The 25,803-nt window shown below is 38.3% G+C and carries 23 protein-coding genes and 1 tRNA gene; 13 read left to right on the top strand and 11 right to left on the bottom strand.

The window, feature by feature from the left end; all coding sequences use genetic code 11:
- Positions 1-112 precede the first annotated feature (112 nt).
- Together T429_RS0103320 and T429_RS0103315 are read left to right on the top strand one after the other, a co-directional pair.
- Positions 113-493: a TIGR02300 family protein gene (locus T429_RS0103320; RefSeq protein WP_005774412.1), complete on the top strand. Its 381-nt coding sequence runs from the start codon at positions 113-115 to the stop codon at positions 491-493.
- A 116-nt stretch (positions 494-609) separates the two neighbouring features.
- Positions 610-685, top strand: a tRNA-Ala gene (locus T429_RS0103315).
- 463 nt (positions 686-1,148) lie between these two features.
- Here the strand turns inward: T429_RS0103315 and T429_RS0103310 are convergent.
- Positions 1,149-1,736 (bottom strand): transglycosylase SLT domain-containing protein, encoded by a 588-nt coding sequence (locus tag T429_RS0103310; protein ID WP_005774411.1) that lies wholly within the window; start codon positions 1,734-1,736, stop codon positions 1,149-1,151.
- Positions 1,737-1,849: 113 nt separating this feature from the next.
- Positions 1,850-3,034, bottom strand: coding sequence for a DNA recombination protein RmuC (locus T429_RS0103305; RefSeq protein ID WP_005774410.1), 1,185 nt, complete (start codon positions 3,032-3,034; stop codon positions 1,850-1,852).
- Between the two features lie 91 nt (positions 3,035-3,125).
- On the opposite strand from T429_RS0103305, the gene def reads away from it, so the two are divergent.
- Genes def through truA form a run of 3 tightly spaced genes read left to right on the top strand, consistent with a single transcriptional unit; the run spans position 3,126 to position 5,330 of the window.
- On the top strand, positions 3,126-3,656 hold the full coding sequence (def, locus tag T429_RS0103300; protein WP_005774408.1) for a peptide deformylase: 531 nt from the start codon (positions 3,126-3,128) through the stop codon (positions 3,654-3,656).
- Positions 3,656-4,585, top strand: a complete 930-nt coding sequence (fmt, locus tag T429_RS0103295; RefSeq protein ID WP_005774407.1) for a methionyl-tRNA formyltransferase — start codon at positions 3,656-3,658, stop codon at positions 4,583-4,585. Before def ends, fmt begins: the two co-directional genes overlap by 1 nt.
- Position 4,586: 1 nt before the next feature.
- Positions 4,587-5,330, top strand: a complete 744-nt coding sequence (gene truA, locus T429_RS0103290; RefSeq protein ID WP_005774405.1) for a tRNA pseudouridine(38-40) synthase TruA — start codon at positions 4,587-4,589, stop codon at positions 5,328-5,330.
- Between the two features lie 31 nt (positions 5,331-5,361).
- Here truA and T429_RS0103285 read toward each other — a convergent pair whose 3' ends face one another.
- On the bottom strand, positions 5,362-6,225 hold the full coding sequence (locus T429_RS0103285; RefSeq protein WP_005774403.1) for an LOG family protein: 864 nt from the start codon (positions 6,223-6,225) through the stop codon (positions 5,362-5,364).
- Between the two features lie 106 nt (positions 6,226-6,331).
- Here T429_RS0103285 and dapD point away from each other — a divergent pair, with 106 nt between their 5' ends.
- Positions 6,332-7,180 carry a 2,3,4,5-tetrahydropyridine-2,6-dicarboxylate N-succinyltransferase gene (gene dapD / locus T429_RS0103280; protein WP_005774402.1) on the top strand — a complete coding sequence of 283 codons (849 nt, stop codon included), beginning with the start codon at positions 6,332-6,334 and terminating at the stop codon, positions 7,178-7,180.
- A 496-nt stretch (positions 7,181-7,676) separates the two neighbouring features.
- Here dapD and lepA read toward each other — a convergent pair whose 3' ends face one another.
- The 5 genes from lepA to dnaK form a co-directional block, all read right to left on the bottom strand.
- Positions 7,677-9,482: a translation elongation factor 4 gene (gene lepA / locus T429_RS0103275; protein ID WP_026500862.1), complete on the bottom strand. Its 1,806-nt coding sequence runs from the start codon at positions 9,480-9,482 to the stop codon at positions 7,677-7,679.
- 419 nt (positions 9,483-9,901) lie between these two features.
- Positions 9,902-10,813, bottom strand: coding sequence for a DMT family transporter (locus tag T429_RS0103270; RefSeq protein ID WP_005774400.1), 912 nt, complete (start codon positions 10,811-10,813; stop codon positions 9,902-9,904).
- 32 nt (positions 10,814-10,845) lie between these two features.
- A complete protein-coding gene (argB, locus tag T429_RS0103265; protein WP_005774398.1) occupies positions 10,846-11,751 on the bottom strand; it encodes an acetylglutamate kinase in 906 nt (301 codons plus the stop codon).
- A gap of 1,099 nt (positions 11,752-12,850) precedes the next feature.
- Positions 12,851-13,993 carry a molecular chaperone DnaJ gene (gene dnaJ / locus T429_RS0103260; protein WP_005774397.1) on the bottom strand — a complete coding sequence of 381 codons (1,143 nt, stop codon included), beginning with the start codon at positions 13,991-13,993 and terminating at the stop codon, positions 12,851-12,853.
- A gap of 158 nt (positions 13,994-14,151) precedes the next feature.
- Positions 14,152-16,044, bottom strand: coding sequence for a molecular chaperone DnaK (gene dnaK, locus T429_RS0103255; RefSeq protein ID WP_005774395.1), 1,893 nt, complete (start codon positions 16,042-16,044; stop codon positions 14,152-14,154).
- A 1,015-nt stretch (positions 16,045-17,059) separates the two neighbouring features.
- Between dnaK and T429_RS0103250 the strand changes: the two genes are divergently transcribed.
- Positions 17,060-17,614, top strand: coding sequence for a copper chaperone PCu(A)C (locus tag T429_RS0103250; protein WP_005774394.1), 555 nt, complete (start codon positions 17,060-17,062; stop codon positions 17,612-17,614).
- A gap of 106 nt (positions 17,615-17,720) precedes the next feature.
- Here the strand turns inward: T429_RS0103250 and lysM are convergent, their stop codons facing one another.
- Entirely contained in the window at positions 17,721-18,176 is a 456-nt protein-coding gene (gene lysM, locus T429_RS0103245) for a peptidoglycan-binding protein LysM (RefSeq protein WP_005774393.1), read from the bottom strand.
- Between the two features lie 385 nt (positions 18,177-18,561).
- Here lysM and T429_RS0103230 point away from each other — a divergent pair, with 385 nt between their 5' ends.
- From T429_RS0103230 to thpR, 6 genes are all read left to right on the top strand, one after another.
- On the top strand, positions 18,562-19,284 hold the full coding sequence (locus T429_RS0103230) for a response regulator transcription factor (RefSeq protein ID WP_005774392.1): 723 nt from the start codon (positions 18,562-18,564) through the stop codon (positions 19,282-19,284).
- Positions 19,285-19,323: 39 nt separating this feature from the next.
- Positions 19,324-21,108 (top strand): sensor histidine kinase, encoded by a 1,785-nt coding sequence (locus T429_RS0103225; RefSeq protein ID WP_005774391.1) that lies wholly within the window; start codon positions 19,324-19,326, stop codon positions 21,106-21,108.
- Between the two features lie 22 nt (positions 21,109-21,130).
- A complete protein-coding gene (locus T429_RS0103220; protein ID WP_005774389.1) occupies positions 21,131-21,595 on the top strand; it encodes an HPr kinase/phosphatase C-terminal domain-containing protein in 465 nt (154 codons plus the stop codon).
- 135 nt (positions 21,596-21,730) lie between these two features.
- Positions 21,731-22,129, top strand: coding sequence for a PTS sugar transporter subunit IIA (locus tag T429_RS0103215; protein ID WP_005774388.1), 399 nt, complete (start codon positions 21,731-21,733; stop codon positions 22,127-22,129).
- A gap of 17 nt (positions 22,130-22,146) precedes the next feature.
- Positions 22,147-22,443 (top strand): HPr family phosphocarrier protein, encoded by a 297-nt coding sequence (locus tag T429_RS0103210; RefSeq protein ID WP_005774387.1) that lies wholly within the window; start codon positions 22,147-22,149, stop codon positions 22,441-22,443.
- Between the two features lie 554 nt (positions 22,444-22,997).
- Positions 22,998-23,537, top strand: a complete 540-nt coding sequence (thpR, locus tag T429_RS0103205) for an RNA 2',3'-cyclic phosphodiesterase (RefSeq protein WP_005774386.1) — start codon at positions 22,998-23,000, stop codon at positions 23,535-23,537.
- A gap of 93 nt (positions 23,538-23,630) precedes the next feature.
- Here the strand turns inward: thpR and grpE are convergent, their stop codons facing one another.
- Both grpE and hrcA read right to left on the bottom strand, forming a co-directional pair.
- Positions 23,631-24,299 carry a nucleotide exchange factor GrpE gene (gene grpE / locus T429_RS0103200; protein WP_005774972.1) on the bottom strand — a complete coding sequence of 223 codons (669 nt, stop codon included), beginning with the start codon at positions 24,297-24,299 and terminating at the stop codon, positions 23,631-23,633.
- Positions 24,300-24,424: 125 nt separating this feature from the next.
- Positions 24,425-25,495, bottom strand: coding sequence for a heat-inducible transcriptional repressor HrcA (hrcA, locus tag T429_RS0103195; protein ID WP_005774971.1), 1,071 nt, complete (start codon positions 25,493-25,495; stop codon positions 24,425-24,427).
- Between the last annotated feature and the right edge of the window lie 308 nt (positions 25,496-25,803).

Here is a 25,803-nt window from a genome sequence, read left to right as displayed (position 1 = left end):
AAAAAATCTACGTGGAACAATGTATTTATCTTTGACAAAGGCATTATTTTTCGATTAAGCACCATAAAATTTATCTTTTAATGGAATAAAATAAATCAAAGAGGCACGGTTTATGGCAAAACAGGAACTTGGAACGAAACGTGTTGATCCAGAAACAGGAAAAAAATTTTACGATCTAAATCGCGACCCTATTGTATCACCTTATACAGGAATCTCTTATCCGCGTTCTTATTTTGAGGTTGCAGCAGCTGAAGCAAACAATGAAGAAGAAGTGGATACTGAAGAGCTTGATACAGCACTTGAAAAGTCTGCTTTTATGCTTCTTGAAGAGGATGATGATGGTTCTAAAGATGACGATCTGCCTGATTTGGAAGATAGTGATGTTGATCTTGGTGATGATGATGATACATTTTTATCTCACGATGAGGACGATGAGGATGATGACGTTACCGATATTCTCGGAGGCGGCGTTTCTAATGATGACGATTCTTAGAAGAAGTAAAAGAAAATATCTTTTCCGTTGAATGCAAATTCTTCTTGATCTTCAATTTTTATCGTTTTAAAAAAATTGGAATTATAGACTATCTTTTTGGGAATAATTTGTTTTTAGGGGCTATAGCTCAGCTGGGAGAGCGCTTGCATGGCATGCAAGAGGTCAGCGGTTCGATCCCGCTTAGCTCCACCAAAAGAACCAGCTCTTCTATTAAGAAGAATCAATTTGGGGAGTTTATGTGCCTTGTAACCTTTCCTCTGGTTCTGTGTAGCCTGTATTTTAACGTTTTTATAATGCTCTTTTAATTGTTTGTTGGATTGTAAGTTCTACTTTTATGACAATAAAAAGCAATATTATATTTTAGAATTTTTCTTCAGCACTCTCTAGTATTTTGACCAGATTCAAAAGCTAGCGCCAAATGGAAGATTGTGTCCATTGTAAATTTTTCAAACAAAGGGGAAAAAATATCGAGAGCATCTTCAAATGCATTGTGTCTTGCAAAAGCTTTCTGTCATTTTAGTTTATTAAAAAAAATAACAATTTATTTCATTCGACAATCGGACAAACGACTTTATCGTATCACTCCATAAGAAATTTTTCTCTCAAATTAATTTTATCCCATCAGTTCCTTAATTGAGATTTTCAAAAATCTTCCCTAATACCATCCACATCTTTTTAATTGCTGTTCATAGAGCTTAGACATCCTTGCCATGCGCTGTGCTGCCTGTGAAAGTGCAGGATTAACATATCCACCACTCCGCGCATAAGCACCATGCCCCATATGATAATTTAAATAAAGGCTATAGGCATCATCAAACCTCACCCCATTGCGTCGAACACTTTGGCGATGATACCAAGCAACAAAATCAGCAGCATCTGCAAAATTGGTACGCCATGCAAAAGACCTCCCCGTAGAGCGAAGATACATTGCCCATGTACTATCAAGCGCTTGAGAATAACCATAAGCTGTCGATCGACGCTTCCATGGAATAAAACCAAGTAGTTTTTTTCGTGGAGGACGTGCATTGTGACGAAAACTTGATTCCATATTAATGGTTGCAAGAATAATCGGCATAGGAATTCCATAGCGTCTTTCTGCGCTTTGAGATGCCTTCCCCCAATTATCAAAAAAACCATTTTTTTGTGCTAAAATAGCGCAAGCGTTGTTTGTGTGGATGGGAGCGGTTGTTGCACACCCCCCTAGCAGAAACACCAGTGCCCCTAAAAACAAAAGGTGTCGCATATTCCCTATTCCTCTCGTTTTAGAAATAAAACAAGATAGAGATACTAAAAAATTATTACCAATCAATAAAGAACATGATCTGAACTTATCATCGTTCAGAAGCTTGCTTTGCTTTATTCGTCATCAACCAAACGCAATGTTTGCGACTGAGCCGATGTTGTTATTTTTGTTGATTCAGAGTAATTTTCTTTTAATTCGACAGTTTCAATGCGATTTGCCCGTTTCATAATTTTGGAGGACGATATTAAAATTCCTTCTATATCTTCACCTGCTTTGTGAAAGTGCTTCTGTAGTGCCCGAACACGTATATCCATTCGTCCAAAATCTTCCATTAATTTTGCTACTTCTGATTGAATTAAATGCGCTTGTTCACGCATCCGTGCATCTTTCATAATGGTTTGAACAACTTGAACAGAGAGCATCAACAAAGACGGTGAAACAATAATTACATGGGCTCTATTGGCTTTTTGTACCAATGGCTCAAAATCTTCATAAATTGTTGCAAAAATCGATTCCGACGGTACAAAAAGAAAAGCGGTGTCATGGGTTTCTCCAGGAATTAAATATTTTTGCGCAATATCACGGATATGGACTTCCATATCGGTACGAAATTGGCGTTCTGCCTCTTGGCGCTCTTGCTCTGATGCAGCTTTACGCAGAGCATTCCAAGCCTCCAGAGGGAATTTAGCATCCACAACCAGAGACGGTGCTTTATTGGGCATATGAATAAGACAATCTGGGCGCTTTCCATTGGAAAGAACTGCCTGAAAAACATAAGCATTTGTTGGTAAGGCATCGGCAATAATAGCTTCCATCCGCCCCTGACCAAAAGTCCCCCGTGTCTGCTTATTGCTTAAAATAGACTGCAACTGAACAACTTGTCCGGTTAGTGATTGAATATTATTTTGTGCCGCATCAATCACAGCTAAACGCTCTTGCAAACGATTCAAATTTTCATAAGTAGATTTGGTCTGTACCTGAAGTGTTTGACCTATATTGGCTGTCATGCCATTGAGTTTCTCACTGAGTGATTTATTCAATTCAGCTTGCCGTTGACCAAAAATTTCCGCCATCGTTTGCATGCGCCCTTGCATTTCAGCTTGTGTTTTGAGCAAAATAGCCATCTGCTCTTGTGCCTCACGAGCACGCTTGGCAACTTCACTTTCCAAAAGTGCCTTTTTCCGATGAGAATAAATTAACATAAAAAATGCTAAGCAAACGAGTATCAATAAAAGAAGAACACTCAATTTCGTAAAAGACTCATCAGCAAGTATAAAAGAAAAAAACGAATCAAACATGAGAAGTAATATAACGCCCTCATCGTAAAAAAGCGTAAGAATTTGTTATTCAATATTGACCCATACACAAGCATTGATTAATCTGTACCTTATGTCAATGAGACCTTTAGTTACTTTACCAGATCCAATTTTACGGGAAATATCCAAACCTATCGAGCATTTTGATGCAGCCCTCCAAAAGCTTGCAGATGATATGTTGGAGACCATGTATCGTGCTAAAGGCATTGGTCTTGCTGCTATTCAGATTGGTATACCACTGCGCATGTTAGTTATGGATATCTCTCCAAATGAAGAACCGAAAAATCCGCTTGTCATTATCAATCCAGAAATTCTATGGCTTTCAGAAGAACGTAATATTTACAAAGAAGGCTGTCTTTCTATTCCTGACTATTTTGCAGAAGTTGAACGTCCTAAACGCCTGCGTGTTCGCTATCAAAACCGTGAAGGGAAACAGACAGAAATTGAAGCAGATGATCTGTTGGCAACTTGCTTACAGCATGAAATGGATCATTTAGATGGGCGTCTTTTTATTGATTATATCTCAAAAATCAAACGTGATATGGTGATACGAAAATTTAAAAAACGCGCAAAAGAAAAAAATACTCAGGAAGCAATTTTGTAATGGCATTACGGTTGAGTTTTATGGGAACACCCAGTTTTTCTGTTCCCGTTTTGCATGCTTTGTTGGATGCGGGTCATGATGTTGTTGCCGTTTATAGTCAACCTCCTCGCCCAGCAGGACGTCGTGGTCTTAAACTCATTCCCTCACCTGTGCAAAATGCAGCAGAAGAAAAATCTATTCCCGTATTCACACCTCAAACACTCAAAACAGCCGAACAGCAAGCCCAATTTGCAGCACTTTGTGTTGATGCTGCTGTTGTGGTTGCCTATGGACTCCTCTTACCAAAAGCTATTCTTGAAACACCGCGTTTTGGATGTTTTAATGCCCATGCTTCGCTTTTACCACGCTGGCGTGGTGCTGCACCTATTCAGCGTGCAATTATGGCTGGGGATAAGAAAACCGGAATGATGATTATGAAAATGGATGAAGGGCTTGATACAGGGCCTATTGCCCTTTCACGCTCTATTCCCATCACTGATAGCACCACTACTGCTGATCTTTCAAACAAGCTTTCATATATCGGCGCAGAACTTATGATAGAAGCTCTATCAATTTTAGAAAAAGGACAACTCAAACTGACCCCCCAATCAGAAGAAGGCATCACCTATGCTGCCAAAATCAAAAAGGAAGAAACCCGCATTGATTGGACAAAATCTGCTGAATTTATTCATCGATATATCCGCGCACTCTCTCCCTTTCCTGGTTGCTGGTGTAACATGAATATAGTGGGACAAGAAGAACGCATAAAAATTCTTGGAAGTCGTTTAATAACTGGTCCTTCTCTTGAAATTGGTCGAATAGAACCAAATTCTTTGATTGTCCATTGTGGACAAGGGCGCCTTGAAATAACCCATCTGCAAAGATCTGGTGGTAAAGTCCTTGAGAGCACAACCTTTTTGCGAGGTGCTCATATTTCTGCTGTTTTTTGATATGCCACGTTTTAAACTTACTCTTGAATATGATGGATCAAATTATGCTGGCTGGCAGCGTCAAGCAGAGCTTCACACAATACAAGGAGCTCTTGAACAGGTGATTTTTCGCTTTAGTGGACAACAATTAACTATTACAACAGCGGGGCGAACGGATGCTGGGGTGCATGCTACGGGACAAGTTGCCCATGTTGATTTCATAAAAAATTGGCCTTCATATACTGTACGGGATGCGCTTAATGCTCTTTTACGTCAACAGGGGGAAGCCATTTCAATCTTAAACGTAGAAAATGTCCCTGATAACTTTGATGCACGATTTTCTGCTATCAAACGCTATTATCTTTTTAAAATTCTCAATCGTCGCTCTCCACCAGCCTTAAATGCCAAACGTGTGTGGTGGTTGCCAAAGCCTCTTGATGCTGAAGCTATGCATGAAGCCGCTCAAAAGCTTGTAGGACAACATGATTTTACAACTTTCCGTTCAGCACATTGCCAAGCCAAAAGCCCTATTCGGACCCTTGAATGCCTCGATGTTCAAAGAGAAGGTGAAGAAATCTTCCTTTATGCGCGAGCCCGCTCTTTTCTTCATCATCAAATCCGTTCATTCGCAGGAAGCCTCATGGAAGTGGGGATTGGACGTTGGACAGCTCAAGATCTTGAAGCAGCTCTTCATGCTAAAGACCGTAAACGTTGTGGTGTTGTTGCCCCCCCTTCAGGACTTTATTTAACAAAAGTAGAATATTAATTATCCTGCAAAGTTCCTTCTTAAAGAGCAATTAAGGAAGTTTGTAAAAAGAACGAATTTCTTTGAAAGCTTCTGCTGCTGTATTGACAAATTTTACCAAATTAACATCCGTAGGAGAGATTGTGCCTTGCGAAGCTAAATATTCAAAATTGACCGCATTGCTCCAAAATTCTTTGCCAAACAATAAAATTGGTACCTGTTTCATACGTCCTGTTTGTATTAAGGTTAACGTTTCAAACAACTCATCCAAAGTCCCAAATCCTCCAGGGAAAATAGCTAATGCTTTTGCCCGTACTAAAAAATGCATTTTTCGCATCCCCAAATAATGAAAATTGAAACACAAATGCGGAGATACATATGAATTAGGCTCTTGCTCATGCGGTAAAATAATATTCAAGCCAACCGTTGGGGCACCAACATCACAAGCGCCACGATTTCCTGCTTCCATGATCCCTGGTCCGCCCCCTGTAACAACCACAAATTCACGATATTCTGTTTTTGCCGAATAGAGAGAACACAAACGTGCAAATTCTCTTGCTTCATCGTAATAATGCGACATAGCATGCAAGTTTTTCTTTTGTGTTTCATTTTTTGCAGCCCACGCTACTTGCCCGGGTTCAGGAATACGCGCACCACCAAACAAAACAACTGTTGATTGAATATTATATTCTTGTAATGTTATTTCCGGCTTTAAAAATTCAAGACCAATACGTTGTGAGCGCAGTTCTGGACGCATCATAAAATCTTGATCGATATAGGCTAAACGATAGGTAGGTGAACACATTTGTGCTGAATTAGAAACTTTATGGATCTGTTGGAGAGCTTCCCTTGTATGAAGAAGTGGGGTCCAATTTTCTTGTTCTTCTTTTCTTTTTTCTTTACAGCCTTTTTTCATGCACATGTCCTACTTTCTCATCGTTTTATTGACTGAAAACATTTCTTCGCGTAGGTCATAGAGAATAAATCTTGAAGCTTTCAACTTGTTTAACGGAACTCTCATCATGACCCATCTCACACAACTTGAAATCATTATCGAAAAAGCATTTGATGATCGTGATTCTATCAATACTACCACAAAGGGGGAAATTCGTGAGAGTGTCGAACACATATTGAACCTTCTTGATAAAGGAGAAATCCGTGTTGCAGAACGGCAAAAAAATGGACAATGGCATGTTCACCAATGGTTGAAAAAAGCTGTTTTGCTCTCTTTTCGGCTAAACCCAATGCAAATTATTACTGGTGGAATCAATGGAACATTTTGGTGGGATAAAGTTCCTTCAAAATTTTCTACTTGGAAAGAAAATGATTTTCAAAAAGCGGGGTTTCGTTCCGTTCCTGGAGCCATTGCACGCCATTCTGCCTATATTGCACCAAACGTCATACTCATGCCATCCTTTATCAATCTTGGTGCTTTTGTCGATGAAGGAACAATGGTTGATACCTGGACAACCGTTGGTTCTTGTGCACAAATTGGCAAACATGTTCATCTTTCTGGTGGTGTTGGTATTGGTGGCGTTTTGGAACCTCTGCAAGCAAATCCAACAATCATTGAAGACCATTGTTTTATTGGTGCACGCTCTGAAGTTGTTGAAGGCTGTATTATTCGTGAAGGTGCTGTTTTAGGAATGGGAGTTTTTATTGGAAAATCTACAAAGATTATTGATCGTACAACAGGTGAAACTTTTATCGGTGAAGTACCAGCCTATTCAGTTGTTGTACCGGGGTCTCTTCCTGGAAAACCACTCCCTAATGGTGAAGCAGGACCAAACCTTTATTGTGCTGTTATTGTAAAACGCGTTGATCAAAAAACACGAGAGAAAACATCCATTAATGAGCTTTTACGTGATTAGACACAATGTTGATTTATAATGCCATTTATTGTTTTTCAACTTGAATAACACCCTCAAATACAAGGAGTCTCTCATTTCAAATTCTTGCATATTGAATTAATCGCTCTCATTTCCTTGCACATCACAAACGTAAGAAGTGTATGGGTAAAAAGTGTAATGATAGCAATACGCGTCTTTATGATGTGTAAAAATGGTTGTGCCAAATGATTTTTATGGCATTCAGGGGGGCTTTAGCCATTATCCTTACGAACACCATTGTGAAATGGACGCGGGTGTGTTGAGAGATATTTCTCTTAAGACAAACGCGCTTATATGCAACACAAATGTATTTTGTTTAAAGCATTCTGTTTTACGTGAGCAACATGAAACAATGAAAAGATACTCTATCTAAAAGCGTGAGGACTGAGAAATTGCCATTTAAGAAGCACTCTTTAAGAACCTAAACAAATCGACAAATGCAAAAGCGCAATCTAATGAGGAAATATGCCTTTTTTCATTATTTATTCATTTTAAGCGCTTGAATAAAAGCTGACTGAGGAATTTCTACCTTTCCAAATTGGCGCATCCGTTTTTTACCTTCTTTTTGCTTTTCCAACAGTTTGCGCTTACGCGTCACATCGCCCCCGTAACATTTTGCTGTTACATCTTTACGCAAAGCGCGAATTGTTTCGCGCGCTATCACTTTACCACCAATAGCCGCTTGAATTGGAATCTGAAACATATGTTGGGGAATAAGATCTTTTAGTTTTTCACACATGGAACGCCCGCGCTTTTCCGCAATCGTGCGGTGCACAAGCATCGATAATGCATCTATAGGCTCTCCATTCACCAAAATAGACATTTTAACTAAATCCCCCTCGGCATAATCCCTCATCTGATAATCAAAAGAAGCATACCCCTTTGAGATCGATTTTAAGCGATCATAAAAATCAAAAACAACTTCATTGAGTGGTAAATCATATGTCACCATAGCACGCGTTCCAACATAGGATAAACCAACCTGTATTCCACGCCGCTCTTGGCACAGCTCTAAAATTGACCCAAGATAGTTATCAGGAGTCATGATTGTCGCTCGGATCCATGGTTCTTCGATAGAAGAAATTTTAACCACATCAGGCATATCTGCTGGATTGTGCAACTCTTTAACAGAACCATCATTCATATTCATACGATAAACAACCGAGGGTGCTGTCGCGATTAAATCCAAATTAAATTCGCGTTCTAACCGCTCTTGAATAATTTCAAGATGAAGAAGTCCTAAAAAACCACACCGAAAACCAAACCCCAAAGCCGCAGATGTTTCCATTTCAAAAGAAAAACTCGCATCATTTAAGCGTAATTTGCCCATGGCTGCACGCAAATCATCAAAATCGGCAGCATCAATTGGAAAAAGTCCACAAAAGACAACGGGTTGCGCAGGCTTAAAACCAGGCAAAGCATTTTCACAAGGGCGACGCTCTTCAGTAATCGTATCGCCAACCCGTGTATCGGCAACCTCTTTGATAGAAGCAGTGATAAAACCAATCTCACCTGGTCCTAATTCATCAACCTGCACCATTTTAGGTGTAAACACCCCAACACGCTCAACAGGATATTTTGCCCCTGTCCCCATCATACGAATGGTTTGGCCTTTTTTTAACACACCATCAATGACTCGCACCAAAACGATGACGCCAAGATATGCATCATACCAGCTATCAACCAACATTGCCTTCAAGGGACTTGCACTATCGCCTGTACGTGGAGGTGGTAATTGTGTAACAATTGCCTCCAAAACATTAGAGACACCCAAACCTGTTTTTGCTGATATTTCTACGGCCTCAGAGGTATCGATGCCTATCACATCTTCAATTTGTTCTTTAACACGCTCAGGTTCTGCTGCTGGAAGATCAACTTTATTGAGTACAACAACCAATTCATGGGAATTATCAATGGCTTGATAAACATTTGCCAACGTTTGTGCCTCCACCCCTTGGCTTGCATCTACAACCAATAGAGAACCTTCACAAGCTGCTAATGACCGCGAAACCTCATAAGCAAAATCCACATGACCAGGTGTATCCATAAGATTTAAAATATAGGTCTCACCATCCTGTGCTTTATAGTGTAAACGTACTGTTTGTGCTTTAATAGTAATTCCACGTTCACGCTCAATATCCATGGAATCGAGCACTTGTTCCTTCATCTCACGTGTGTCAAGCCCTCCTGTCATTTGAATCAAACGATCCGCTAAAGTGGACTTGCCGTGATCAATATGTGCCACGATGGAAAAATTACGAATATAATTACGATCTATTGTCATATAAGGCGATTTAGCAAAGAATAACACAAAACGCAAAGACCAATTATGTCCTATCGAGAACCTTTCAAAAGAATATTAACCCAAAAAGCTTCTCAAAACATGAACTTCTCATCACTTAAAAAAATAAGGCTTTTGTTTACTAAATTAAATACTAAAGGAACTAAAATAATCTTTTTGCATCTTGTTTGATCACTCATCGGCTGGTTAAGCCGGTACGTGTTCCACCACACACTTTGCCAACCTCCAATGTTTCGATGCTCCTTAACATTTGAAAGAATTTAGAGGAGGCATGCCTTTCTTATGGAGTCTTAACTCACATGGCTCATCCGCTTGTGACGTGTATATTACTTAAACTTTCGATAAAATTCGCAAGAAAAAAAACATGCAATAAAAACATCATAGGAAAGGTGCATCGCTAATCAATTTTTTTCAATTGCTTTATTTTTTTTACGCCATTGTGAAGGTTGTAATTCAGCAACAATGATCCCAATCAGAATAAGCAAACCGCCCAATAAAGCTAAAGGAGATAAATGTTCTCCAGCCAAGCGCCCAACGATACCAGCCCATACCGGTTCACCTGCATAAATGAGTGTTGCACGCGTAGGGGAAATAGACTTTTGTGCCCAATTCATCGCCAATTGAATAATAGCACTCATTAATGCTAATCCCATACCAATACTAAACCATACCAAGGAAAATTCAGGAATGCTTTCACCCATCAAAGGCATACAAGAAAATGAAAAAAAACCACTAAAAAACAACTGGATAATGGTCACACGCCGACTATCAACCTTGTTGGCAAAAATTCCGATGAGTATGACTTCTCCAGCAATCGCTAAAGCACCTAATAAAGTCAAAATTTCACCTTTTGAAAAATCAAAACTTCCTGGCTTTTGTCCTGAAACAAGTACAAGCCCAATAAAAGCAAAAACAATACCAACCCAACAGGCAAAACGGGGAGGTTTTTTAAAAACAATCCATTGCAAGATTGGAACCATTGGAACATAAAGCGCTGTGATAAAAGCCGACTGACTACTAATAATTGTTTGAAGTCCAGCTGCTTGAAAAGCATAACCTAAAAACATGGATAAACCAATTGCCATCCCAGCGAAAACTTCATAAACAGTTATACCTTTTATAGAGCGCCAAAAAATTGCTCCACATATCAATGATGCAACGATAAAGCGGAATCCAACAAAAAACAGAGGACCGCTATAGCGCATCGCGATGTGAACCACTAAAAATGTAATCCCCCACAATATCGTTGCAGCAAATATTGCCAATTCTGGTTTGCTTAATAAAGGATATTTAAACTGTTTGTTATTCGTCATGAAAGACCTTCTCCTCCAATTTTCCGCACAATTTATGAAACAATAAGCGTTCCAACTCCCTGTTCAGTAAACAGCTCTAGTAAAACAGAATGAGGGGTTTTTCCATTCAAAATGACAACACCTTCCACACCATTTTGAAGGGCTTTCACACAAGTCTCTACTTTTGGAATCATGCCTCCTGAAATTGTTCCATTTTTGATAAGTTTCTCAGCTTCAGAAACTGTCAACTCTTTTAAAAGTTTACCCTGTTTATCCAAAACACCAGGAACATCAGTAAGAAATAAAAGACGTTTGGCCTCTAATGCACCAGCAATAGCTCCAGCAAAAATATCAGCATTAATATTATAGGTTTTGCCATCCCGACCTGGAGCTACAGGAGCAAGAACTGGTATCATTTCAGAACACGCTAATAGATCCAGTAATGTACGATCAACTTCAATAGGCTCACCAACGAATCCCAAATCTAAAACACGTTCAATATGCGAATCAGGATCAATGACAGTTCTGTAAGCCTTTTCGGCAAAAACCATATTGCCATCCTTTCCGCATAACCCTATTGCCCATTCCCCCTCAGCATTGATGAGTGCAACAATCTCCTTGTTGATGGAACCTGCCAAAACCATTTCAACCACTTCAACGATCCGTTCATCGGTTACCCGTAAGCCGTTTTCAAAGCGTGATTCAATCCCCATTTTCATTAAAATTTTAGCAATCTGAGGCCCTCCACCATGAACAACAACAGGATTAATCCCCGATTGCTTTAATAGAGCAATATCACGTGCAAATGCTCGCCCCAAAGCAGGATCACCCATAGCATGACCGCCATATTTTACCACGACCGTCTCATTTTCGTATTTTTGCATATAAGGTAAAGCAGACGACAAAAATGCTGCTTGTTTTTCCAAAACATCGGCAGCACCGTTTTTAGCATCATCCATTAATAGAGCCTCCTCATCACTTTTAACTATCTCTTAGTGAAATTTAGGAAAAGTGAAAACAGTAAAACAAAACTTTACTCTATCCATCCCCCTGAAAATCGTCAATTTTCCTTCAAATTACGAAAAAGTAATAACGAGATGAAACAAGAAAACAACTTCTTCAATAAAATTAACAACGAAAAATTAAACATAATAAGCGCAAAAAACTTCATTAATTTATGATCTTATGCACAAAATTGAAAAGCAAAATTTTTATAAGTTACGCTGTACAGTCAACTTATTAGTTTGTCCTTGTGGATACTTAACAATGAATAGAAATATATACAACCATTGATTTTGTAAGATAAAAATAAAATTAATATATCACTGACATAGAAATCGCTCAATTGCTGTATTTATATCTTATCTAAAGTTAAGACGATGAAAATAGCACCTATATAATCTTGATTATAAGAAGTTAGCTTATTGGAAATAAGATAGATTGTTCAACAGCTTTTTTTAGCCTTACTTGATAAGATTTTGCTATTTTAAAATTTTTTATTATGGAGCCTTTAAAAGGAGTTTTGAGTAAAAAATCATAGACAAGAAAGATAAAAACAAAATTTTGAACCTTTCCTTAAAAAAGAAGGTCAGTGAGAGGTTTTGTCTTTAAATAACCTGGATTCTTATTGGGCTGGTCTCACTTGATGACCGCTCATGTGATTTTAATTCACATAAAACTCTACGAACAAGCCTCATAACCTCCCACTTCTAAAAAAACTTCATGTGTACAAGAGGCTTACATGGCTTGTATCACCGCCTGAAATGACAATCTTTCACTTTTACGGCACAAAAAAATAAATGCCGTTAGCACTGGAAACATTATCAGTCATTCAACGCATCCTTCTATGGATAAGGCCTTTTTAAAATGTTATAGGCATTCCAAAGCAAGACTTATCCATAAAATCCATTAGAATGTAAAAAAACTATGCGCAGCAAGAGCTTAAACTTAAATTAATTGCTTCTCTTTTTTCTTTTAAAACCAAAAGAATGCTTCTCAAAGATGATAAAACAATCGAAAGCTTAATGAAAATAACCTTCCAAAAATGTTTTACCTATTTTAACCAGAAATATTTTCAAAAAACTCTTTCATACGTGAAAAAAAACCATGTGATTGTGGTGAATTCTCATGATTTGATAGCTTTTCAAATTTTTGCAATAATTCACGTTGTTCTTGCGTAAGTTTCTGCGGTGTCTCAATCGTGATATGAATGTAAAGGTCACCTCTTGCTTGCTGACGGCGCAACATGGGCATACCTTTGCCTTTAAGGCGGAATTGACGCCCATTTTGCGTCCCTTCAGGAATCTTAACACGTGCTTTAACACCATCAAGGTCAGAAACTTCAAACTCTCCTCCTAAAGCCGCTGTTACCATTGAAATAGGAACGCGACAGTGAAGATCGGCTCCTTCTCGCTGAAAAAATTCATGCGGTTTAACGGAAAGGAAAATATAAAGATCACCATTGGGACCACCACGAATGCCAGCATCACCCTCACCAGAAAGACGAATACGCGTCCCATCTTCAATACCAGCTGGAATATTCACGCTTAATGAACGTTTTTTCTCTATGCGCCGTGTCCCCTGACATTTGGGGCATGGATCTGTAATCGTTTCACCACGTCCATGACATGTAGGACATGTTCGCTCAATAGAAAAAAAACCTTGTGCAGCACGCACACGACCAGATCCATGACATGTTCCACAAACTTGCGGACTAGAGCCCTTTCTTGCTCCTGAACCTTCACAAACATCACACGTAACAGAACTAGGAATATTAATTTCTGCAGTTTTTCCTGAAAATGCCTCTTCTAAAGTCACTTCCATATTATAACTCAGATCTGCACCACGTTCGCGACCATCACCACGCTTACGGTGCGCACCTCCCATCATCTCACCAAAAAAATCTTCAAAAATATCAGCAAATCCACCACCGGCAGCAAAACCGCTAAAGGGATTGCCTGCCCCTTGACCACCGCTATTTTCAAAAGCCGCATGACCAAATCGGTCATAAGCAGCACGCTTTTGGGGATCCTTAAGAACTTCATAGGCTTCGCCAATTTCTTTGAATTTTCGCTCTGCCTCTTTATCCCCGGCGTTGCGATCAGGATGATATTGCATTGCCAACTTACGAAAAGCAGATTTCAATTTTTTATCATCACATTCACGAGTCACGCCAAGAATTTCATAATAGTCAACCTTCATCATGTATTCCTGATAATTTTCCTATCATCCACCTTTATGGATAATATCGCTTTTAATTTATATTTTTAGCAACAAACTTGCAACTTATCTCAAATAATAAAGCCCAGCCTTATATTTCAAAGGCCGGGTTTATAAATTAATCAACACATATGCTGACACTATTTCTTTTTATCATTAACTTCTTCAAAATCAGCATCGACAACATCATCATTCTTTGTCTCTGTTTCAGTGTCAGCGCTCGCTGCTTGTGATGCTTCATACATAGCCTGCCCAAGCTTCATACTGACTTCTGCTAATTTTTGCATCTTTGTTGTTATTTCTTCCGTATCACTGCCTTCAAGCGCAGATTTCAAATCAGATATTGCTGTTTCAATCTGTCCCTTTTCTTCAGTTGATACTTTATCGCCATATTCATTGAGTGACTTTTCCGTTGAATGAATAAAAGCTTCCGCTTGATTTCTAGCTTCAACACCTTCACGGCGTTTTTTATCCTCAGCTGCGTGCTCTTCCGCATCCTGTACCATTTTTTCAATATCAGCATCACTTAAACCACCTGATGCCTGAATACGAATTTGATGCTCTTTACCTGTTCCCTTATCTTTTGCCGAAACATTAACAATACCATTCGCATCAATATCAAAAGTAACTTCAATTTGCGGTATACCACGCGGTGCGGGAGGAATACCAACAAGATCAAATTGAGCCAATAACTTATTATCACTGGCCATTTCCCGTTCACCTTGGAAAACGCGAATCGTTACAGCACTCTGATTATCATCAGCTGTTGAAAAAACTTGCGATTTTTTCGTCGGGATCGTGGTATTGCGCTCAATGAGACGTGTGAAAACGCCCCCCAATGTTTCAATCCCCAAGGATAAAGGCGTTACATCAAGCAGCAACACGTCCTTAACATCGCCTTGTAAAACACCCCCTTGGATGGCAGCTCCCATCGCAACCACTTCATCGGGATTAACACCTTTATGTGGATCCTTGCCAAAGAAATTCTGCACAACTTGCTGAATCTTGGGCATACGCGTCATACCACCCACCAAAACAACTTCGTCAATCTCACCAGCCTTTAATCCAGCATCTTTCAATGCAGCTTTACAAGGCTCAATGGTACGCTGCACTAAATCATCAACGAGCGATTCAAATTTTGCCCGAGTCAATTTCATTGTTAAGTGCTTGGGACCGGATTGATCTGCCGTGATAAATGGTAAATTGATTTCTGTTTGCTGTGATGAAGAAAGCTCAATCTTTGCTTTTTCTGCCGCTTCTTTTAAACGCTGTAAAGCAAGTTTATCATTCTTTAGATCAATTCCTTGCTCTTTTTTGAATTCATCGGCAAAATAGCCAACCAAGCGCATGTCAAAGTCTTCACCCCCTAAGAATGTATCTCCATTGGTTGACTTAACTTCAAAAACGCCATCTCCAATTTCAAGGACTGAAATATCAAATGTACCACCACCAAGGTCATAAACAGCAATTGTTTTTCCATCCTTTTTGTCCAAACCATAAGCTAAAGCAGCAGCAGTTGGCTCATTAATAATCCGTAAAACTTCAAGTCCAGCAATTTTACCGGCATCTTTAGTCGCTTGACGTTGCGCATCATTAAAATAAGCAGGAACAGTAATAACTGCTTGCTCAACTTTTTCACCAAGATAAGATTCAGCTGTTTCCTTCATCTTTTGCAAAATCATCGCTGAAATTTGTGATGGAGAATATTTCTTACCCGCTTCTTCAACCCATGCATCACCATTGTCACCTTTAACGATTTTATAAGGCACAAGTGCTTTATCTTTTTCAACCATAGGATCATCAAAACGGCGACCTATCAAACGTTTCACTGCAAAAACTGTCCCTTCAGGGTTTGTGACTGCCTGACGTTTAGCAGGCTGTCCAACAAGCCGTTCTCCCCCATCCGTAAAAGCAACAACGGAAGGTGTTGTCCGCGCTCCTTCTGAGTTTTCGATAACTTTTGCGTTTTTGCCATCCATAACAGCCACACAAGAGTTCGTCGTCCCCAAATCAATACCAATTACTTTTGCCATATTATAATCTCCATTCAGCAAGCTACCTCAACCTTCATAAAGCATCTTTTTAAGATAGCTCCTCATAACACTCAAAGCCCGTATTCTGCTTCAAGCAATATAAATAATAATAAACCGCAAGTCGCAACAAGCCTCGCTGTCTCGTATATAAGAACAGGATTTTATTGCTACAAGAGAATAATGAGAGAAACATCTCCAAAATAAAAAATTTCTTTTAAAATAGCCACTCTAATAACCCATAAATACCATATTTATGAAAGACTTGAGATCATAATATATTTTTCCCGCAATTCTCAACAAACATATCTGTCTATAAAAATAAAAAGAATCATTGAACACGCGCTCTTGAGCTCTCATCATGAATGAAGAAATACTGACACAAAAGCTTTTTAAATATATCGCTTAAAGGAAAATAACTTATAGCATAAATATTATAAACCTTCCTTAGACTAAACAAGCCCTTATATTTTATGAACCTATTTTTTATGAGCCTCCGTCATAGTATTAAATAGTGCTTTTCCAAATGATCATATTGATAACGATATCATTGATCAATCTTCTCTTACAAAATTCTTCTTCTAATAGCCTCATCGTTCATTGCTATTTGAAAGCTGTGCTTTAAATGCACCGAAAAAGCTTTTTCTTAACTGTACCCTTTTAAAATTCGAAAAATAATACCTCTGTATAAACTCTTTAAAGTACCAAAAGCTTTCGTAATACTAAGAGTTTATCAAGTGTATGATCTTTGTGTATTGTATCTTTGTTTAATAAAGTAGTGGTAGATTGTAAATTTTTATCATTTACAAATACTTTTCTGAGATAAAAAAGAAATGTTGAGAGGCTTTTTATCTTTTTAAATATAATTGTCTTTCTTTAAGATACAAGAATTCTATGATTTCTGTTCTCAGATTAAATCAATTTTATTTTAGTAATTCTTTGCTTTTATTTTAAATAAAAAATCTGCTAAAATAAAAAAACAATTTAAATTGTGAGTCTTATGAAGGAGGGTAAATCAATGGTGACATCTATTATCAAGAAAATAACAAATCCCATCTTTAAGAATATAATACATGCACAATATTCATACAAAAAGGTTATTGCAAATATTGTATGTGCTCTTCTCTTTACGGGTATAACCCTGTCAGCAAATGCCCAGCAATATAAACTTGGTGACATAGAAATTCTCAATCCTTGGGTACGTGAAACACCTAAAGGTGCAAAAGTTAGTAGCGGTTATTTCTATATTATTAATCACAGTAATACACCAGATCGTTTAGTGTCTATTTCTACAAACGGCGTAAAAACAACGGAAATGCACACTATGGCCGTTGTTAATGATATTATGAAAATGGAAAAATTGCATAATGGCATTGAAATTCCCGGAAATGGTGAAATAACCCTTAAGCCAGGTGGCGATCATATTATGTTTATGGGGCTTTCACAACCCTTCAAGATAGGTGATAAAATTAGTGCAAAATTGACATTTGAAAATGCAGGAACCATTGATGTTGATTTCTCTGTAAACGCTATGAAAACAACCTCGCCTTCTAAATCCACTCCTGCTCACTAATTATTATAAACACATATTTTACAAAATAAAGAAGCGTAAGATTTTTCACGCTTCTTTATTTTGTTTAATGCCATAACATAAGCAAAAAATTATCCTCTTTGACGCATCAAATATGGTCAACTTCAGGAATACGTAAAACTTGTCCAGGATAAATTTTATCAGGAGATTTTAGCATTGGTTTATTAGCTTCAAAAATAAATGTGTTTTTATTCCCTTGTCCTTTTCCATAAACCTCTTCAGCAATTTTCCAAAGATTATCACCAGACTTAACCTCATAAAAACGAGACGTTTTTTTATGTGTCGTATCAATAACCTTTAATTGCTCAACATCCACAGAAGAAATACCTTGTGAATTGCCAACAACAAGAAGTGCTTTTTCAAGCGTTTCCCTATCTGGAACCTCACCGCTTAAAACAGCTTTACCATCTTCAACTTGAATACTGACTTTTTCTGTATCGAGTTGAAAATGATCAAATGCGGCCTTAAAATCTTTTTCTTTTGGTTCATGATCTCCTATACCTAACTTTTCCCCTACAGTTTTAATGAAATTAAAAAATCCCATTATGACCTCCTTTCGTGTAGCAGAAACAAATTTTTGTGCATATATTGCCACATTCTTGTCTTTTCTCTTAAAACACATAGGCGGATTTTCTAAACTTCAACAATCAAAACTAAACCTGTTCAATTTTGGGACAAAGACAAGAATAAACTTTGCAATAAATTTTAATAAAAAAGCCTTTATGCAAATTTTCTCTCAAACGAAGGGATCTTAATCGACGGAGAAACATTATAAATTATGAAAGCAAAACAAGATTTTACAGGAATGACAAAAGGTTTTTTACTTTGCTACAATTTGTATCATATTTGTTTTGCAAAAAAAATGTGAACTCCCATATAAATAAGTGTGGGTAATTTGCTACCGCAGCAATAGAAAGGTCTAAGAAACCATGAAAGATACACCAACAATCACGCAAACGATTGTACTTGTTGATGATGATCGCAATATTTTGACATCTCTATCTTTTGCGCTTGAGACAGAAGGATATCGGGTTGAAAGCTATACAGATGGAGCATCTGCACTCAAAGGTCTCACACTTCACCCCCCACATTTAGCTATTTTTGATATTAAAATGCCCAGAATGGATGGGATGGAGCTCTTGCGTCGTTTACGTCAAAAATCTGATCTTCCCGTTATTTTTCTGACGTCCAAAGATGATGAAATTGATGAATTATTTGGTCTTAAAATGGGAGCTGATGATTTTATTACAAAACCTTTCTCCCAACGTCTTCTCATTGAGCGTGTGAAAGCTATTTTGCGCCGTTCCAATGCACGTAACCAACCACTTTCTACAGGAACTTCTTCCACTTCTTCTCTTAAACGTGGTGATCTTGTAATGGATCAAGAGCGTCATACCTGTACATGGAAAGATAAACCTGTTATTTTAACTGTTACGGAATTTTTGATTCTGCAAACCCTCGCACAAAGACCAGGCGTTGTAAAAAGTCGTGATGCTTTAATGGATGCTGCCTATAGTGATCAGGTCTACGTAGATGATCGCACCATTGATAGTCACATTAAGCGTCTGCGTAAAAAATTTAAACAAGTGGATGATGATTTTGCAATGATTGAAACACTTTATGGTGTAGGTTATCGTTTTCACGAGGTGTAAAATTGCTTTGTCGCAAAAATTTGAACGGCAATCAAATCGATGACAGACAACTCTCAACTGGAAACTCTAAAAAAAACAGCCCCTAACGGTATATCCTCAGCGCCATTTCTTATGTTTGCTCGTTTACACCTTCGGATACAACGTCTCTTTAGACAATTGCTTTTTTCTAGTCTCACGCGCCGCATTGTTATCTTAAACATTGCTGCCCTTGCCGTTCTGGTTACAGGCATTTTATATCTTAACCAATTTCGCGATGGTCTCATTGAAGCAAAAATTAAAAGTTTATGTACTCAAGGAAAAATTATTGCTGGGGCCATTGCTGCTTCTGCAACAGTAGATACAAACTCTATCCTGATCGACCCCCAAAAACTCTTAGAGTTACAGGCTGGTGAAAGCGTTACACCCGCCCCTCAATCAACTGACTCTTGGGATTTTCCCATTAACCCTGAGCAAGTTGCCCCTCTTTTACGACGTCTCATCACACCTAAAACGACACGAGCACGTATCTATGATCGTGATGCTACTTTACTTCTTGATTCGCGGGTTCTTTATTCGAGTGGAGAAGTTTTTAGCTATGATTTACCTCCCCTTAAAACAGAACAAAACATGTGGGATCGTCTTACTTCATGGTATTCAAACACGTTTTATGGCAAAGGGATTGCTCTTGATAGAGAACAAACAAAAAACCGTGGGATTGCTTATCCAGAAGTCTACCGAGCATTAAACGGATCTCTTGCTACCGCCAAAAGACGTAATAGACAAGGTCAACTCATCGTTTCTGTTGCCGTTCCTGTTCAGCGTTATCGCGCAGTGGTTGGTGCCCTTCTTCTTTCAACCACTGGCTCCGATATTGATAACATTGTAAAAGCCGAAAGACTGGTTATATTTAAAGTCTTTGCCGTTGTAGGCAGTGTACTTTTGGTCCTTTCGCTTTTTTTAGCCCATACGATAGCTCATCCATTAAGCAAATTATCTGCCTCTGCTAACCGAGTGCGGAATGGCAATAATCAGCGTGTAGAAATTCCTGATTTTTCAATGCGTGAAGATGAAATTGGCCATCTCTCAACCTCTATTCGTGACATGACCAATGCCCTTTATATGCGTATTGAAGCCATTGAACGCTTTGCGGCTGATGTAAGCCACGAATTAAAAAATCCCCTTACTTCTCTCCGCAGTGCTGTTGAAACTCTCCCTCTGGCTAAAAATGAAGAAGCACAAGAAAAGTTGCTTGAAATTATTCAACATGATGTGCGCCGTCTTGATCGATTGATTACAGATATTTCTGATGCATCGCGGCTCGATGCAGAGCTTGCACGAGAAACTGCAGAGATCGTTGATATGACACCGCTTTTGGAAAGTCTTGTTCATGCCGTTCAGGAAGTATATCGCAATGCACAAACCATCGATGTAAGCCTTAATATTACCCCACGTCCTTATGGAAAAGCTTATCTTGTGTTGGGACATGAGCTCCGTTTAGGGCAAGTGATTTCCAATCTTCTTGAAAATGCACGTTCCTTTATTCCTCGTAATCGTGGCAAAATTTGCATTACTATGAAAAGCCATGCTTCAACTCTTATTTTAACCATTGAAGACAATGGCCCTGGTATTCGTTCAGAGAATATTGAACGTATTTTTGAACGTTTCTATACTGATCGACCCAATGAAGATGCTTTTGGGCAAAACTCTGGACTGGGCCTTTCTATTAGTCGGCAAATCATCGAAGCCCACAATGGGACAATTACAGCCGAAAATATTATTGATCCGTCACTTGGAAAATGTAAAACTGGTGCGCGGTTTATTATTATGCTTCCCCTCGTTAAATAATCTTTTACCCAAACTAAAAGACATGAAAAAAAAATGTGAAATACTCCACGCGAATTGCCTTCAATTGGGTGGAAAGGGCCTGTTAATTAAAGGCCCATCGGGATCAGGAAAATCGACCCTCACACTTGCTTTGCTTGACCGCGCTGAGTGGTCAAAACGTGAAGCAAAACTGATCAGTGATGATTATACAATGCTACGTGTGGAAAATGGAAAACTTCATGGATACACGCCCGATAACTTACAGGGTGGTATTGAAATTCGTGGCGCTGGTCTTTATATGATAGAATTTCAAAAGCACACAACCGTCGACTGTGTTATTTTTCTCGGCCCCGAATATGAACGTTTTTCCACAAATAAAACTTTTCAATTTGAAGATTTGCACATTCCTCTTTTAAAACTTCCTTCTCTTCATGAAGCCGATTGCACCGCCATTTGTCAAGCTATTGAAGCATTTTTGTTTAGAAAATTATGGCACAAACCTGTTTAATTTTTTTCTAAAGATAAAAAAATCACACTTTTTGCCTTTTTTTTGCAAATTTTTCTTGGCAGCAAGACAAAGCATTGTAAAATGTCTTTCCCACCAATATGGTCGGATCTTATTAGTTAACAGGAGTTTGCGTAAATGATTGGACTCGTGCTTGTAACGCACGGTGAGCTGGCTGTTGAATTTTTACATGCCGTGGAACATGTTGTTGGAACACAAGAAAAGTTCGCAACAATATGCGTTCATCCCGATGACGATATAGATCAGCGCCGAGGTGATATTATAGCCGCAGTAACCGATACAAATACAGATCATGGCGTCATCATATTAACAGATGTGTTCGGTGGAACACCATCAAATATAGCTATTCCTGCTATTGAAAAAGGACGTGTTGAAATGATTGCGGGGGTTAATTTGCCCATGCTTATTAAATTGATTTCTATTCGCAAATGCCCTGATATCTCATTATCAGACGCGTTAAGAATAGCACAAGAAGCAGGGCGTAAATATATTAATGTACCAAGTATGATTTTATAGCGGATGATACAATACTGATGCTTTCTAAAGATGCCCTCCCCTCTCAAATAAGCCGTCATTTCAATATCTGTAATAAACGTGGGTTGCATGCAAGGGCTTCTGCAAAATTTGTACAAACTGTTGATAATTTTAACGCCACTGTTGAAGTTGAAAAGGATGGAAAAATCGTTGGTGGATCATCAATTATGGGACTTATGATGCTAGCGGCTTCAGCCGGTTGTAACCTTACCGTTCGTGTTTGGGGACCAGAAGCAATAGATGCTCTTAATGCTCTTGAAAAGCTCATCAATAACAACTTTGGAGAGGAAAACTAGCGCTTTCTCATAAATAAGGATGATGATTCGTAGAGAATAAAAAATTTTCATTATTATCTTGAATTTTGATTGCTTTTCCTGTTTTTATGCCAAATTTTTTTACTTTCTTTCCTAACATTATCTCGCCAATTTAAATAGTTATTGCGTATCATCGCTGTTCCCCACTTTAACTGTATGATTGATATCTTTAAAAAAAGAGAATTTTGACTTGGACTGAACATGTTGGCTTTTAAGCAAAAGAAAAAGATCAAGATAATTTCAAAAATCAGAAATTGATCAATTTTCGTTATTTTCTACTCAATTTGTAGCTTTTTATAACACACAAGCACTCCCTGACTTCAGATCATTGTGATGCATATCATGAAAACGCAATTTTATCGGTATCATAACCATTTTCTTACAATAAATAAGATGTGTACATTTATAATTATGGTAAGCATTTTTTAGACATTATTTTTCTATACTATTGCCTTATCTTCCTTGATATTTTTCACTTTCAATTTATCTGTCATTGCTCTTGAGATAGCATCTTTTCATTATAAGGAGATAATATTATGGATCGTTTATTTAGTGCCCTTCAAATTCCTCAACAAACAACACAACAACTTGTATCGTTGCAAAATGGCTTACCAAATGCGCAGTGGATTAATCCGCAAAATTTTCACATCACTTTGTCTTTTTTTGGTGAAGTTGAAACTACTATAACAGATGCACTCAAGCATGCCTTTGATACAATAAAGCTTCCTCCTTTTAGGCTACAAATGAGGGGATTTGATGTTTTTAGTTCGGAAAATATTCCACATTCTCTTGTTGTTTGCATTGAATCTTGTGAAACTCTCAATCTTTTACACGAAAAGATGCAATGTATTCGTAACCATTTAGGTCTAGCGCCTGATGAAAAAAAATTTACGCCGCATATTACCGTTGCGCGACTGCTCGATATTAAACCTGATGACCTTCCTCCTTATCTATCCTCTCGGGGTGATTTTTCATTTCCTCCTTTTGAGGTCGATCACTTTGTTTTATTTTCATCGCCATCTCCCTCAAGCGATGCCGTGTATCTTGTCAAAGGAAATTGGCCCCTTCAAAGATAAAAGGGTGTTTGTAACACCCTTTAAAATTCTTTGAGGAAAAGCCCCATATACGCGAAATTACAGGAAATGCTGCATTTTACGTTAGAGGTTATATTATTGATGTGAAGCCGAATCAGTTTCAACAGAAGCTTCTTTTGTTCCTCCTTTAGCCACACCCACGATTGCTGGACGTAAAACCCTCTCTCCGATAATATAACCAGCCTGAACCACTTGTTGAACAGTGTTATCGGGAACATCTGCATTAGGAATTTCAAACATCGCTTGATGAAAGTGAGGATCAAATTTTTGCCCCTCTGGATGAATTTTCTGCACCCCATGACGCTCTAACGCTGCCATCATGGCACGTTCAGTCATTTCAACACCTTCTGCCAATGATTTCAAACCAGCATCACTTTCCCGTGCACCTTCTGGAATCGCTTCCAAAGCACGATTGAGATTGTCAGAAACAGATAACATATCCCGTGCAAAATTAGCAATGGAATAAGCCTTCGCATCCGCTACATCACGCGCAGTACGGCGTCGAAGATTTTCCATATCTGCAGCAAGACGTAAAAGCTGATCTTTCAACTCTTTGTTTTCATCCTGCAAAGAAACTAAAGGATCAACCTCATTACTTTCTTCTTCAACCTCTCCGTGTGCTTCTGTTTTATGTGTTTTTAAAAATTCATCCGCTGCTTGTTTAAGTGTATTACGATCAGCTGGATTTTTTAAATCGCACTTTTCAAATGAAGCGTCAGTAAACTTGTTTTTTTCATCAGACATAAAAATTCTATTCCTTCATAAGATTTGTTATTCTCGATATCGAAATTTTACAAACAAAAATCAAGAGGTATTAATGCATATTAATACAATGAGATTCTATAGTACAAATACTTACCTGCATCATTTTAACGCAATAACTGTGACACAAGTTGAGCTGTATAATCAACCATAGGCACAATCCTTGCATAATTAAGCCGTGTAGGACCAATAACGCCTAACGCACCAATGACTTTTTGTTGTGAATCACGATAAGGTGCCACGACTAAAGAAGAACCAGAAAGTGAAAATAACTTATTTTCTGAACCAATAAAAATTCGTACCCCTGAACCTTCATCCGTTAAATCGAGAAGCTGTGCCATACTCTCACGCGTTTCAAGATCATCAAACAAATGGCGTAACCGTTCTAAATCTTCTTCTGCTTTTACATCTTCAAGCAAATTACTGCGTCCACGAACAATGAGGTGTATTTTATGATCAGCACCTTCTCCTCCCCAAAGAGCTAATCCCGTTTCAACAAGATGATGTGATAAATCATCAAGTGCAGCCCGTGTTTCTGCGCATAGGCAAGCAATTTCCCCTTTTGCTTCACTCAATGTACGCCCTTGAATATGGGCATTGAGAAAATTCGTTGCTTCTGTCAATTGTGCATGGGTAACCCCTTCTGGCAAATGAACAATACGATTTTCAACCTCACCTTGTTGAGTCACTAAAACGGCAAGAGCATGCTCTCTATCAAGACGCACAAATTCAATATGTTTCAATGTTCCTTCTTGTTTTGTTGCGAGAACAAGTCCTGCTCCACGAGAAAGATCTGAAAGAACTCGGCTTGCTTGAACAAGAAAATGTTCAACCGATTGTGCATGACCTGCCTCTTTGACTTGCATTTCAATATTTTCTCGCTCGTCGTTTGGCAAATCACCCGCTTCCATAAATGCATCAACAAAAAAGCGTAAACCCGATTGGGTTGGCATTCGCCCTGCTGAAACATGCGGGGCATAAATCAAACCGAGATGTTCAAGATCACTCATTACATTGCGAATCGTCGCAGGTGATAATGTCTGTTGCAAAAGTCGAGAAAGATTGCGTGACCCTACAGGTTCACCATCATTAAGATAGGCTTCAACAATATGGCGGAAAATATCACGCGAACGCTCATCAAGATATTTTAGTTCATTATCAATAGGCTTGTGCTTCATCACAATTGTTTCACTACTTAAAAAACATTCTTCTCTTATATAAGTTTTGCCAAGGTTTGGTCAAATAATCTAAAGTAGTATCAAAACATATATCCTATTGAGCCATAAAACACCATCTTCTAGAGCGGTGATATAAGCATATAAATTGTGCATGAGGTGTTTTTATTAAAGCATGTGATTGAATATTTAAGATAGGAATTGGTCTCTTTAGGGGCTTACCAAGAAAAGCTCGATTGTTTATAAACCACCGGAAATAGAAATTTGGATCTTTACCATAACAAGGCTTTCATAAAAAAAAATCGTTTCTC

It is taken from the genome of Bartonella elizabethae F9251 = ATCC 49927, assembly GCF_000518165.1.
GTDB lineage: Bacteria > Pseudomonadota > Alphaproteobacteria > Rhizobiales > Rhizobiaceae > Bartonella > Bartonella elizabethae.
The sequence above is the reverse complement of the archived record's forward strand: the minus strand, read 5'-3'. Positions and strand labels throughout refer to the sequence as shown.